We start from the raw sequence: 12,515 nt of genomic DNA on the forward strand, positions 1-12,515 counted from the left end.
ATCAGCGTCTTTTATTTTGGCAACGGAGCCGTTTTATCTGGTGCGGTCATTTTGTATTATGCTACTATTGCAGAAATTTTAAGGCACATTCTCTTATCAACCATCATATCTTTGGAGAGGAACCGCCATGGCCAGCATCAAAGAAATCAAAGCAAATAATATGAACGTGAACCGGTTTATCGCCGACAAAGTCCGGGAGATTCAGGAAGCGGTCGGCGACGGTCTGGCCATCAACGCCCTGTCCGGGGGGGTCGATTCTTCGGTCGTCACCGCCCTGGGACACCGGGCCCTGGGGAAGAACCTGAAAACTGTTTTTATCGACAACGGCATCATGCGGGAAGGCGAACCGGCCAAAGTCGTGGCCGCGTTCAAGAAGATGGATATCCCGGTCGAGGTCATCGACGCGTCAAAAGCGTTTTTCGCGGCCCTCAAGGGGGTTACCGATCCGGAAGATAAGAGAGAGGCCATTACCCAGACCTTTTACAAGAAAGTCTTCGGCAAGCTGGTGGTCAAAAGCAAGGCCCGATATCTGTTGCAGGGCACCATTCTGACTGATGTGGATGAAACCGTGGCGGGCATCAAGCGGCAGCATAACGTTTTCGCCCAACTGGGCATTGATCCGCAGAAGGTCTTTGGTTACAAAATACTGGAGCCCATCATCGAGTTGCGCAAGGACGGCGTGCGCAAAGTCGGACGCGGCCTGGGCCTGCCGGAAAGCATTTTCACCCGGATGCCCTTTCCCGGTCCGGCCCTGGCGGCCCGCGTCATCGGCGAAGCCACGCCCGCCCGCATCGCCCTGGTCAGAAAAGCGACCGCCATTGCCGAAGCGGCCCTCAAGGATGTAAAGGCGTTTCAATGCCTGGCCATTCTGCACGAAGACCGGGTCACCGGCATGCGGGACAACCGCCGCGTTTTCGGCAACCAGATTGAAATCCGCTGCTGGGACAGCCTGGACGCGCGCAAGGCCAGACCGACCCGGCTGCCTTATCCGGTTCTGGAACGTATCGCCGCCAGAATCACCAGAGACATACCGGAAGTGGTCAGCGTGACCTATAACATTACGTCCAAACCCACCTCAACTATTGAGGCGGTTTAGGACGAAAGGGGCAGATATTTTTTTATGTTACTCCCCGGCATTTGATATGGAACAAGCTGTTCTTTATGGAAGTGATTTTTTTGAGACAGCGGAACAGATCATTTATTTTGGATGGATTGACATGATAAAACAAAAGCGATTGATGGTGACAATGACGCTGATCCTTTCCGCGTTGATCTGGCAGCCGGTGATTACCGCGGCGGATGAAAAAGAAACGCTGTTCACCGTGGCGCCGTTTATCGAATATCAGTATCTGACCGACACGGGCGGCGGCGAGGAGATCTTTGACGAGGTCAATGACGTCCTCGGCGGCTGGCTTCGGGGGTACGAAGACCTTGAGCTGTTCCAGCAACTGTTGCTGATCGGTGTCGAATTCCGGGCGGCCCGTCCTCAGCAATGGGGCGGGTGGGAGCCTTTTGTGTCGCTGGGTGGTTCGACCGGTTCCCCGGGCACGCTGGGGGGAGATGATTATGACCAGAGCTATGATCAGGACGATATCGCCGTCTTTCCCGAATACATGGACGCCTGGGATATTCCTTTTGTCGATATCAGTGGCCAGATGCGGCTGCGGGTGGACCAGTATCTGGATTATTATGTCCCGCTCCAGGTCGGCGTTCGGTATGAAACCCGCTCGGAAAATCCGCTGTCCTTTTTCGGAGCGGTTTCCGGCGGTCCGCTGTTTTATAAAGGCGGTCTGGACATCGATGTCGACCTGGACGGTTCCGTGACCACTCCCCTGGTCAACGGGCAGGCCGAGGCGTCCTACCATGGCAAGGCCGAACTGGAAGATACCGGCTGGCTCATGTCCCTGATGGCCGGTATGCGGTATCGCTGGAAGCCGGGCCTGGCCTCGTCCCTGGCCCTGGGGTACGGAACCGGCCGGGTGGAAGACGATGTCCACATCCGTGGCAGTCTGAATGGCAACGCCCTGGTCACCACCCTGATGGCGGAAAACGCCATCCCGTTCTCGGCGGACCTGATGACGATCGATTCGGTCAGCGCCAGGCTGGACGGATGGCGGGTCCGCCTGGGCATTGTGGAATGGACCTGGTAAGCGAATCGATCCGACGCGACGGGAGGCATTGATGCGGGAAGATATTAAAAACATGATTCAGGTTGGCCGGCACTGCGTCCTGGCCACGGCCGCCGATGGCGCGCCTTACTGTTCCCTGATGTCCTATGCCTCTGATGAGACCTGCCGCCGGATTTACATGGTAACCCTGCGGAATACCCGCAAGTTTTTCAACATTATCAATAACCCCCGGGTGAGCCTGCTGATCGATTCCCGGGGCACGTCCCGGCCCCAGGCCCTGACCATTGTGGGAACGGCCCGGGAAGTCACGGCAGCGGCGGAACGGGAGGAGGCCGTCGGCCTGCTTCTGGCCGCGCATCCCTCCCTGGAGAAGTTTATCCGTCATCCGGACGCGGCTGTTATTTGCGTCGCGGCCGGTCAGGTGGTCTTTCTGGACGGATTGACGGACGCCCACTATGAAGCCATCGGCGGATCGGAAATCTGAAAGCTTTTTTCAGCCCGGATATCTCTTTCGCAAGTCTTTTTTGAGTTTTAATACCGCCAGTTCCTTGGCCTTGGCCTCCACCTCCACGGTCAGGTCCAGGGCCAGCCAGCTTGCCGGAAAATCTTTCCAGTTGATGAAGTCATGGTGCGGGCGGATGTCCGCGGACCGCCAGCCGTTTTTGGGGGACGAGACGTGAAACAGGGGCTCCCGGTTCCAGGTGCGGATTGCCCGGCCGGTCGCTTCCTCAACGGTCAGGCCGTCCGGCAGGCAGCGGTGGTGATGGACGTCGTACACCAGGGGAATTTTCATTTTTTCGCAGACCGGCAGCAGATCCGCCGGTGAATAGCTGATGTCGTCGTTTTCAAGGGTCAGCCGTTTTCTCACGGCCGGGGCCAGCCCGCGGATGGTATTCATGAGGCGGGCCAGGGCGGACGTCTTGTCCCCGTAAACCCCGCCGGCATGGATGTTGATCACGTCGGCGTGGACCCAGCCGGCAACTTGGGCCTGGTAGTTCAGGTCGGCGATGGAACGGGCCACCACCGTTGGATCGGGTGAGGACAAAATAATGAACTGGTCAGGGTGAAAGGTGGTCCGGATATGGTGTATTTTTGCGAACGTACCGCAGGATTTGAAGGCCTTGACGATTTGCTCCGCGTCCGGCAGGTCGGCGATATCGTACCCGACATCCGGATGCGTCTTTAACGGCAGGATCTGGCTGTTGACGCGGAAATCACCGATGCCCGCGGCATGGCAGTATTCCAGGGACTTTTTCAGGCTGTCCGCGTTGGACAGGCATATGTCCGACAGGCGGCGTCGCCGGTCCCGGGCGGGAAGGCCGGACAGGAAACGGGCGGTCGTCCGCCTGAAGGAGATGGGCTGGTCCTTGAATATGCAGCACAGGCCGAGTCTGATCATGGAGGTGTCTGTCCTTTGTTTTCAGGCTTGAACTTTTTGAGGCTTTCATAAAAGCCGTTTGCCCGGGCCATTTCGAGCACAACGCCGACATCGGGCCAAAAGGCGGTTTTCAGAAACAATAGATAGCCACTGGAACATCATAATACAACTTGTCATCCCCGGGCTATATTTTCATTATTATCTCTCTGTTTAAGCCCGTGAACCCCGAAGAGGGAGCGGAACCCGGAGTCTGGAATGAGGATCGGCCGGGGATAATTTTGTCGCGACGGATCGTTTCCGGGATTCAGCCAAGTCCTTCGCTGGATTTCTCGAACTCGGGCTGCGCCCTCGGACAGCGAGAAATCCTCTATACCGATTCCAAATCAAAGCGCTCTCTTCGTTGGCTGCGTCGTCGGCTCCTCGGCGTATTGCCAATACGCCTGCGTCGCCTCCTCCTGGCCGCCTTGAGATCATCTTTGATTTGAAATCGGTATGCGCTCAGCCCTTTTCTGAATTATTCCCCGGAAACGATCAATGTCGCTCCTAAAATCATCCCGGCCGATCCTCTCCATCATGCCCGGCCTCATGCGGCGCCTGAGCTTCCCAGACAGAGCGCCCTCGTAAAAATTACTTGTAGTTAGGAGATATTATGAGTAAGTTTTTGGGAACGGAGATGAAAACGCACTGTCTGTCCACTTGAATAATTTTTTGGGACACAGAACCATGCAACGCAAAGAAGACAGCCAGGGCGGGCGCGTTTCTATTAACCATCTTTACGAAATTCGGTGGAAGCCCTGGCTGCTTTGGTTGCCGCCGATATGGATCCCCGAGCCCCGGGCCTGACTTTTTACGGAGGATTTTGATGAAGAATTTTAATGTTACGTTTGCGGTCGTAATCTGCGTATGTCTTGGTTTTGTTTTTACCGGATGTGCCAAAAGACAAATGTTCGGAACGGCGCCGGCGGCCGCGCGGGCGGAGTCCATGACCCGGGCAATGGCCCCGGAACAGGCGGCGGACTTCCGGGCTGACCGGATGATGATCTGGCGGGCCTCTCTGACCGTTGAGGTCTATGATATCGCCGAAGCCGTGAACAAGGCCGTGGCCATCGCCGAGGAATTTTCCGGATACGTGGAATACAAGTCCGACAGCGGCGAAGAATCCGCATCCCTCCGGCTGCGGGTTCCGGCGGACCGGCTTAAAAACGCCGTCGGCGCCGTCGAGTCTCTGGGCAAGGTCAAGGACCGGACCATGGCCGGCGAGGATGTGACGGAGCAGTTTATCGACGTGGAAGCCCGTCTGAAGAACCGGATCGAGCTTCGCGACCGTTTGCGGCAGCTCCTTGCCAAGGCCGTTGACGTCAAGGATATTGTCGCCATTGAAACGGAACTTAACCGGGTACAGTCCGATATCGACGCCATGGAGGGAAAAATCAAATCGCTCAAAGGGCAGGTCGATTACGCCACCGTGAATGTCACCTTTCAGCGGCAGAAGATTCTCGGGCCTCTGGGGTACCTGTTCAAGGGGCTGTGGTGGGGCATCGAGAAGCTGTTCGTCATCCGGTAAGAATCCCCGGTGATACACGCCGTGGTTTGATTGGGAATATAACGGGTAGCCGGGATATTTTTTCACGATATTTTTATGTCTGTTTTATTTGTCGGGGAGCGGGGAGTGGATAGAGGCAAGAACGGTTTAAATGCAGTGCTGCCGGTTTTCCTGTTTTTCGTTTTTGCCGTTATCCTCACCTGGCCCCTGCTGCTTTACAGTCGCACCTGCCTGCCCATCGGCACCGAGCGGACCACCACCATTCCGCTGTTCGGCCTCTGGTCCCTGCTCTGGGACGCCGACCGGGCCGGGCATCTGTTCCAAGGCTACTGGGACGCGCCGATCTTTTATCCGACCAGGGGGACGTTTGCTTTTTGCGAGACCATGCTTCCCCAGGGTCTCTTTCTGGCGGCCGGGCTGATTCTTTCCGGAGATCCGCTGCCGGTTTACAACCTCATGCTCCTGGTGTGCCTGTCCTTAAACGGTCTGGCCGCCTTCAGCCTGTCCCGCGTCCTCGGCGTCAGTGGTCTGCCAGCCATGCTGACCGGCCTGTTCGCCGTGGCGCTGCCCTACGCGGCTACTGAACTGGGCGTCTGCCAGTTGATCGTTCTCTTTCCCGTATTTTATTTTTTTGCCCGGCTATATCAATTCAGCCGTCAGCCGGAACTGAAGCAGGCCCTGCTGATGGGATTGTGGGCCGCGATCCTGGCGCTGTGCTGCAGTTACTACGGTCTATTTCTGTCGGTCTTTGCCGTTCTGGGGGCGGTCTGTTTTTTTAATCGAAAGATGATTTCCGGCCGGGCCGTTTTTTATCTGCTCGCTGGTATCGGCCTGGCCGTTCTTCTAACCCTGCCGGTCCTGCTTCCCCAGTATCTGATTACATCCCGGTTCAGCCATGGTTCCGCGATTTTTCATATGAACAGCTGCCGGCCGGCCGATTACCTGGCCCTGTCGCCGTTATTCCGGGGCGCCGGTGCCATGCCGTGGCTGGGGTCCAGGGACGCGGTCCGTCCCATGTATCCGGGGACCGGCCTGCTGCTCCTGGCACTTGGCGGCCTTTGGTTTGGCCGGAACCGGGCCCCTCGATGGGTCCTGTTCTGCGCCCTGGGCGCCGTTCTGGCGATGATCCTGAGCATGGCGGGCAATATCGAGATCGCCGGCCGGAATTTACTGGAGCTGCTTCAGCAATTTTATCCGGGATTCAAACAGCTGCGAAACGCCTTCCGATTCGGCGGTTTTGTTCAGATTTTTCTGGTCGGCCTGATCGGTTTTACTCTTGAAAAGATTTATCATTTAAAAGAGAACCGGGGAAAACTGCTGCTGCCGCTGATCATGCTGCTAAGCATCCTGGAAGTCCTGCCCGTTACGCAGATTCGTCCGGTCCCGGATGACTCGTTCTCGGCGGCCTGGTCCGATTTTCTCAAGACACAGCCGGCCGGTCCCGCCCTGATGCTCCCCATGGCTGCCGAAGACCTGCGGGTGGATTACAATTATCTGCCGATTGTGGTCGGCATGATCCATGCCCTGGATCATGGCAAGCCGCTGGTTAACGGTATGTCGACCTTTCGGCCGGCGGGGTATCTGGAGGTGAAGGAGAAAATGAAGCGTTTCCCGGATCCGGCCAGTCTGGCCTGCCTGCGCGACATCGGGGTCGCCTATCTGATCATTGATAAGAACATCCTGAATGACGGTCTGTCCGGACAACTGGCGGGAATGCCGGATTTTCAGCTGTTGTATGCGGACGGGATGAAGAGCATCTATCGCCTTATTTCCGATTGATCCCCAGAATGCTTAAGAAAAAGCTGGACAGGACGATCTGGCATCCCAGGATCATGGCCAGGACCGAGGGAACGACCAGCCGCAGGGTCTGCTGGGGATCCAGGTTGCCAAAGGAAACGCTTTCCCAGACACCCACGGCGTAAAGGGATCCGGCCAGGCCCAGGAGAAAAAGAAGACAGCCGGCGATGAGCCCGCGTTCCAGGGTAAAGACGGTGAACAGGCGGTTAAAGACCGGGTCCGGGGGCTGGAGATTCTCCGTCAGGGCGAAGATTTTATAGAAGGCGGCGAACAGGATCGATTGGAATCCGATAAACACCGCGGCCGAGCAGTAGAGCAGGGTGTGGATGTCCAGGGTCACCCCGGCCACGGTGCGGGGACCGGGCAGGAGCCAGGCTCCCAGCGCCAGACCAACGGCAAGCAGCGACAGGCCGGGATAGAAGAAAAGCCATTTGGGGCTGTAGATCAGCATGAACCGCAGATGCCGCCAGCCGTCACGCCAGGTTCGCAGGTGCGGTTTCCGGCTTCGCCCGTCCGGGGAGAGCGTCGTGGGCACTTCCACGATGCGCAGGTTTTGCAGCCTGGCCTTGATGATCATTTCGCTGGCAAATTCCATTCCGGTGGTGCGCAGGTCCAGGGCCGCGATGGCCGCCTTGCGGAACCCTCTCAGGCCACAGTGAAAGTCACCCACCGGCGCCTTGAAGAAGAGCCGGCCGATGCCGGTCAGCACGGGGTTGCCCAGGTATTTGTGGAGGAATGGCATGGCCTGGGGGAAGATCCCTCCCTCGAAGCGGTTACCGATGACCAGGTCGAATCCCTGGCGCAGCTTGTCGATAAACGGGGTCAGCCCGGAAAAGTCGTAGCTTCCGTCGGCGTCGCCCATGATGACCCATTCGCCGACGGCCGCGGTAATGCCGCCCGCCAGGGCGCTGCCGTAACCTTTTTCCGTTATCTCCACTACCCGGGCGCCGGCTGCCGCCGCGATGGCCCGGGATTGGTCGGTGCTGCCGTTATCGGCGACGACAATTTCTCCGTTGATACCTGTTTCCGACAGGTATCGCCGGGCCTGCTCGACGCAGCCGGCAATGGTTTCGGCTTCATTGAGGCAGGGCATGACAATGGAGAGTTCAATTTTATTGTCGGATGGCGGCATCAGCATCTCTGTTATGATTGTCTTTTTCTAACAAGACCGGCCCGGGGTGTCAATGTTTTTGGCGGGTTGGGGGGATAGCGCCTGGCATTTCGGCAATGATTCCCGGCCGCCGGTTTTTGAGGTGGATTTTTTCGCGGCAACCGGATATTTTCATGTCAAAATATTTTTTATCAGCAGGAGAATGACAAGATGGCGGAACAGCCGAAAAAAGAAGACTGGGTGTATGTGGCCATAGAGAGTGCCGGTAACAGTGAAGGATACGCGGGATACCGGGATGCGCCTTCAAACGTTTTTTATATACCGGCTTTTTATGATAAAGACGCGGCCCAAGACTGTTTGATCAACCTTCCCCGGGAAAAGGGGAAAAAATATGAAGTCCAGGCGGTTCTGTTCGAAGCCCTGGCAGGGGACGCCGCCGTCAACGGTTTTATGATCTTCATGCTGGACAAGGAAGGCCATGTGCTGCTGAAGATTGATCCGGCCTCCGCGACCGGATGATGGCCGACTTTATCTGAATTTTCAAGCCAGTTTTTTACCGGCGCCGGGTCCGGGAGCCAGACCGTAAATTTCATCAATCTTCAGGATGACCACGCCTTTTGACTTCAGCGGGACGCCGACCTTATTGCCCAGATCCTCGATCCAGCGGGCGATTTCCTCGTACCGTGGGCCGCTGGTTTCTATGGTAACCGTGCCTTTCAACTGATACCCTTCATGACCTTCCCAGAAAGAGACCGCCGCCCTGGGGTTGGCTTTCAGGTTGGCCAGGGTCTTGTTGAAAAACTGATCGGATATCAGGATGGTTTCATCATCGATCACTTTTTTTGCTCCCACCGGCACGGCATTGGGCATACCGTCACCCGTTGCCGTTGAAAGAACCGCCGTGGGAACGGTTTCAAACAGTTTACGCATACGCTCCGTCATTTTTGCCATAACCTGACCTCCTTCTGCTGATTAAGAAATGGGTAGAGAAATTTTTCGTTCCGTTTGATAGCTATAACACAATGCCGACAGGTGCTGTCAACTCTTTACAAGCGTCTTAACAGGCACTTCCCCACGAAAAAGGGGTTGCCCGGTGAACCGGATAACCCCCCAATCTGACATGCTTTTATTTGGTGCCGAGGGACGGAATTGAACCGCCGACACAGGGATTTTCAGAAACTACCTCTGAGCTTCCTAACCCCCTAAATTTTTTGTAACTTACTGTAGGTACATGGTTTCTATGTCCTACATATTTTCCGATTTTGTGCCATTTTGGCAGATTTTGGAATAAAAGTCCCACAAAAGTCCCACACGGAATTTCACTGACAAGATAATAAAGAGGCTTGACATTAATATTGTGTCAGGCCTTTCTTGGTGGCTCTCTGTTGCCTTGAGCCTCTCAACAATCCTATCCGATATCACAAGATTCTTGTTGACATTGATAAAAATGACGTAGTACAAAGCTCAATCAAAATCAATCTCATGCTAAAGCCAAACCCCGGGTAACCGGGGGACGGAAAGCAACGGGTCTTTCACTGGAAAGGCAGCCGGGCCGCCATGAGGGCAGAAATATCAAGCCGGATTGTCTTTCTTAAATAAGATGACCCGGTTTTTTTGTTTGGGGAAGGGGCAGGCGGAACTTGAAAAAAATTATCATTCCATCTTCGCGATAACTTTTTCAGCCAGATGCCTGTACGCCGGTTTAAAACCGGTCCGCAGTCTGCGAAACACAGCCGTATTTAACAATGTTGTAACTTCAGGGATGAAGATTTTTTGGTGATACGATTTTATCGTATCAAGCCGGGTAGAAGTTTGTGGAGAAGGCGGGGGTTCTGATATTTCCTTTTATATCAGCGCATTAATTTTAAAATCGCCGTTTGTTTTGTAAGAATCGGTCTATGAAAAAGAAGTGGCCGCGATACGCGCTGGCGCTTGGCCTGCTGCTGGGAATTGGGCTATTCGTATGGTTTTATCTTACGAAACAAGCCGATTCGTATACACTCCCTAAACAAATCCGGTACAGTTTCACCGTTCAGAATATCACCAATCAGGTGATCAAAGACGGCGTTCTGTCGGTCTACGCGCCGGTAAAGCAGACATCCGCCCAGTTATGCACGGCGATCGAAACCTCATATCCTCATGAACTGGTAGTCGACACCCTTGGCAATCAGATCCTGACGTTTTCCTTCAGCGAATATCCTCCTTTTGCGACGAAAATAATCACCATCAAGGCCGACCTGCTGTTTGCGGACAAGCCCGTCCGGCGGGCCGTCAGCAGGAAAGACCGCGACCTTTTTTTACAGCCGGAGAAGTATGTTGAATGCGATCAGCCGGCGATTGCGTCACAGGCGCGAGCGTTTAAAAACTGGCGCGCCCTCCGTACGGCGGAAAATGTGTTCAAGTGGGTTGCCGATAACATCCAGAGCGATGGTTATGTGCGCAATGAGAGAGGTGCGCTTTATGCCCTGACCGCTAAAAAGGGGGACTGCACCGAGTATATGGATCTGTTCACGGCCTTGTGCCGGGCGGCGAAGATTCCGACCCGAAGAGTCGGGGGATATGTTTGTCCCGGTAACGCCGTTCTTTCGGCTTCCGAATTTCATAACTGGGCCGAGTTTTATCATAGTCGTCGATGGTATCTGGCGGACCCGCAAAACCGGGTTTTCATGAAAAATGCCGAAAATTATGTCGCCATGAGAATTATAAGCGATGCCGTGGCAAATGATATGCAGGGCTCCAACCGCTTTCATGTACGGGGAGAAGGCCTGACCGTTAAAATGGATATGTAAGAGGACTTCTTACGATAAAACCACCATCATGGGGGAAGGGATGAGTACGATCAATCGATTGAAACAAGGGGTTTCCTTTCTGATAGCCGCTGTTTTCTGTGTAACGGGTGCCTGGACGACCATGGCCATGGCGGAAGGCTCCTACTGCGCCACGGTCAAGATTGAAATCCGGCAGGAATTAACCCTTGAGCGTCAGGCCTTTGACGCCCATATGCGCATCAACAACGGCCTGACGAACATTGCGCTTACCGATATCAATGTGGTTGTCTCTTTCACGGATGAAGAGGGGAATGTCGTTGAAGCCTCCAATGACCCCAGCAACACCACGGCCAGTTTTTTCATCAGGGCCGATTCCGGCAATATCGACGCCTATAATTCTTCTGACGACTGCTGGCCGGTAGACGATGTCGCTCCGGCCTCATCGTCCGATCTCCACTGGCTTATTATTCCCGCGCCGGGTTCGGCGGATGAGAATCCCGAGGGTAAACTGTATTATGTCGGCGCCAGACTGACCTATACCATGGGCGGCGAAGAACATGTCACCGAAGTCTCGCCGGATTATATTTTCGTCAAACCTTTGCCTTTGTTGATGCTGGATTATTTCTTATCCCAGAACGTATATGGAGATGATGCTTTTACTCCTGCAACAGAGCCGTCGGTGCCGTTTACCCTCGGGGTGCGGGTCAAAAATACGGGTCATAACACCGCTTATGATTTAGAAATAGATTCCGCCCAGCCGAAAATTATCGAGAATGAGCACAACCTCCTGATCGGATTTTCCATTATCGGCAGTGAGGTCAATGGCGTGACCACTGAAAACAGCCTGCTGGTTTCTTTCGGGGATGTGGCGCCCAATGAGGCCGCGGTCGGACGCTGGCAGATGATCTGCAGCCTGTCCGGTATCTTCACCGAATTCAGCGCCACGGTAACGCACGCCGATGAGCTTGGCGGACAATTGACCTCGATAATCGACGGCAATCCCCAGACCCATTTTCTTGTCCGGGACGTCCTGGTGGACCTGCCCGGCCGGGACGCAAACTGTGATTTTCTGGCAAAAGACGGCGATACCTTGCGGGTATATGAATCCGAGGCCGTAAGTTCCATATGGGATACCGTCGTTATTGATTATTCCGATGTCGCCACTTTTTCGGGGTCTGGTAATAACTATACTTTTTCTTTCAGCCCCGGAGCCAGTGAATTCGTATATGCCCGGGCAACGGACCCGTTCAGTGGGCAGAAAACCATCACGGAAGTCATCCGCGGTGATGGCAAACGGATAAAGGCAGCCAATGCCTGGCTCTCAAAAGAAAGAAAAGACCCGCCGTCCGCGGGTTGGGATTACTATATAAACGTCTTTGACGTCGCCTCTACCGGTGGATATACCGTCGTTTTTGGTACGGCCTCCGCAAATCAGCCGCCGGTTATCGATCTGGTGATGGCGCAGAACGGCGTCGAAGGTCAGTTGTTGTCATTTGATATCCAGGCCACCGATCCGGAAGGATTGATGCCGCATCTGTCTATCTCAAATCTTCCGGACGGCGCCAGTTTTACGGACAATGGCGACGGCAGCGGAACCTTCACATGGATGCCTGCCCCGGGTCAGGCCGGTTCTTACATGCTTTCCTTCCGGGCCTCCGACGACGAACTGATCACCATGCAGATTGTGCCGGTGACCATTTCCGCGGGCAATGACAGCGACGGCGACGGCATGGATGATAACTGGGAATTGGAGCATTTCGGAAATCTGGACCGGGATGGCAGCGGCGAT

General features: G+C 55.0%; 11 protein-coding genes and 1 riboswitch. Of the genes, 8 read left to right on the plus strand and 3 right to left on the minus strand.

Features of this window, described 5'->3' with window-relative positions:
* Window positions 1-127: 127 nt before the first annotated feature.
* From AB1724_19125 to AB1724_19135, 3 genes are all read left to right on the plus strand, one after another.
* Window positions 128-1,096, plus strand: a complete 969-nt coding sequence (locus AB1724_19125; protein ID MEW6079928.1) for an asparagine synthase-related protein — start codon at window positions 128-130, stop codon at window positions 1,094-1,096.
* 121 nt (window positions 1,097-1,217) lie between these two features.
* The gene (locus AB1724_19130) at window positions 1,218-2,150 is read left to right on the plus strand and encodes a hypothetical protein (GenBank protein ID MEW6079929.1); all 933 of its coding nucleotides are present in this window, start codon (window positions 1,218-1,220) and stop codon (window positions 2,148-2,150) included.
* Window positions 2,151-2,181: 31 nt separating this feature from the next.
* Window positions 2,182-2,613 (plus strand): pyridoxamine 5'-phosphate oxidase family protein, encoded by a 432-nt coding sequence (locus tag AB1724_19135; protein ID MEW6079930.1) that lies wholly within the window; start codon window positions 2,182-2,184, stop codon window positions 2,611-2,613.
* 9 nt (window positions 2,614-2,622) lie between these two features.
* Here the strand turns inward: AB1724_19135 and uvsE are convergent, their stop codons facing one another.
* Window positions 2,623-3,528 (minus strand): UV DNA damage repair endonuclease UvsE, encoded by a 906-nt coding sequence (gene uvsE, locus AB1724_19140; protein MEW6079931.1) that lies wholly within the window; start codon window positions 3,526-3,528, stop codon window positions 2,623-2,625.
* Between the two features lie 841 nt (window positions 3,529-4,369).
* Here uvsE and AB1724_19145 point away from each other — a divergent pair.
* Both AB1724_19145 and AB1724_19150 read left to right on the plus strand, forming a co-directional pair.
* Window positions 4,370-5,071 (plus strand): DUF4349 domain-containing protein, encoded by a 702-nt coding sequence (locus AB1724_19145; GenBank protein ID MEW6079932.1) that lies wholly within the window; start codon window positions 4,370-4,372, stop codon window positions 5,069-5,071.
* Between the two features lie 75 nt (window positions 5,072-5,146).
* Window positions 5,147-6,829: a hypothetical protein gene (locus AB1724_19150; GenBank protein ID MEW6079933.1), complete on the plus strand. Its 1,683-nt coding sequence runs from the start codon at window positions 5,147-5,149 to the stop codon at window positions 6,827-6,829.
* On the opposite strand, the gene AB1724_19155 is transcribed toward AB1724_19150, so the two are convergent.
* Window positions 6,816-7,979, minus strand: coding sequence for a glycosyltransferase family 2 protein (locus AB1724_19155; protein ID MEW6079934.1), 1,164 nt, complete (start codon window positions 7,977-7,979; stop codon window positions 6,816-6,818). The genes AB1724_19150 and AB1724_19155 overlap by 14 nt on opposite strands.
* 189 nt (window positions 7,980-8,168) lie before the next feature.
* Here AB1724_19155 and AB1724_19160 point away from each other — a divergent pair, with 189 nt between their 5' ends.
* Entirely contained in the window at window positions 8,169-8,477 is a 309-nt protein-coding gene (locus AB1724_19160; GenBank protein MEW6079935.1) for a hypothetical protein, read from the plus strand.
* A 21-nt stretch (window positions 8,478-8,498) separates the two neighbouring features.
* Here the strand turns inward: AB1724_19160 and AB1724_19165 are convergent, their stop codons facing one another.
* Window positions 8,499-8,909: a pyridoxamine 5'-phosphate oxidase family protein gene (locus tag AB1724_19165; GenBank protein MEW6079936.1), complete on the minus strand. Its 411-nt coding sequence runs from the start codon at window positions 8,907-8,909 to the stop codon at window positions 8,499-8,501.
* Between the two features lie 529 nt (window positions 8,910-9,438).
* Window positions 9,439-9,518: riboswitch (cyclic di-GMP riboswitch) on the plus strand.
* A gap of 338 nt (window positions 9,519-9,856) precedes the next feature.
* On the opposite strand from AB1724_19165, the gene AB1724_19170 reads away from it, so the two are divergent.
* The gene (locus AB1724_19170) at window positions 9,857-10,747 is read left to right on the plus strand and encodes a transglutaminase domain-containing protein (protein MEW6079937.1); all 891 of its coding nucleotides are present in this window, start codon (window positions 9,857-9,859) and stop codon (window positions 10,745-10,747) included.
* 40 nt (window positions 10,748-10,787) lie between these two features.
* Window positions 10,788-12,515: Ig-like domain-containing protein (locus AB1724_19175; protein ID MEW6079938.1), on the plus strand; the 1,728-nt coding region annotated here is incomplete at its 3' end.

It is taken from the genome of Thermodesulfobacteriota bacterium, assembly GCA_040753795.1.
Lineage (GTDB): Bacteria > Desulfobacterota > Desulfobacteria > Desulfobacterales > Desulfosudaceae > JBFMDX01.

Excerpts from the sequence above, each read along its gene's own strand:
- AB1724_19155 (MEW6079934.1), bottom strand. The coding sequence starts at position 7,979 with ATGCCGCCATCCGACAATAAAATTGAACTCTCCATTGTCATGCCCTGC.
- AB1724_19160 (MEW6079935.1), top strand. The coding sequence starts at position 8,169 with ATGGCGGAACAGCCGAAAAAAGAAGACTGGGTGTATGTGGCCATAGAG.
- AB1724_19130 (MEW6079929.1), top strand. The coding sequence starts at position 1,218 with ATGATAAAACAAAAGCGATTGATGGTGACAATGACGCTGATCCTTTCC.
- uvsE (MEW6079931.1), bottom strand. The coding sequence starts at position 3,528 with ATGATCAGACTCGGCCTGTGCTGCATATTCAAGGACCAGCCCATCTCC.
- AB1724_19135 (MEW6079930.1), top strand. The coding sequence starts at position 2,182 with ATGCGGGAAGATATTAAAAACATGATTCAGGTTGGCCGGCACTGCGTC.
- AB1724_19150 (MEW6079933.1), top strand. The coding sequence starts at position 5,147 with ATGTCTGTTTTATTTGTCGGGGAGCGGGGAGTGGATAGAGGCAAGAAC.
- AB1724_19170 (MEW6079937.1), top strand. The coding sequence starts at position 9,857 with ATGAAAAAGAAGTGGCCGCGATACGCGCTGGCGCTTGGCCTGCTGCTG.
- AB1724_19145 (MEW6079932.1), top strand. The coding sequence starts at position 4,370 with ATGAAGAATTTTAATGTTACGTTTGCGGTCGTAATCTGCGTATGTCTT.
- AB1724_19125 (MEW6079928.1), top strand. The coding sequence starts at position 128 with ATGGCCAGCATCAAAGAAATCAAAGCAAATAATATGAACGTGAACCGG.
- AB1724_19165 (MEW6079936.1), bottom strand. The coding sequence starts at position 8,909 with ATGGCAAAAATGACGGAGCGTATGCGTAAACTGTTTGAAACCGTTCCC.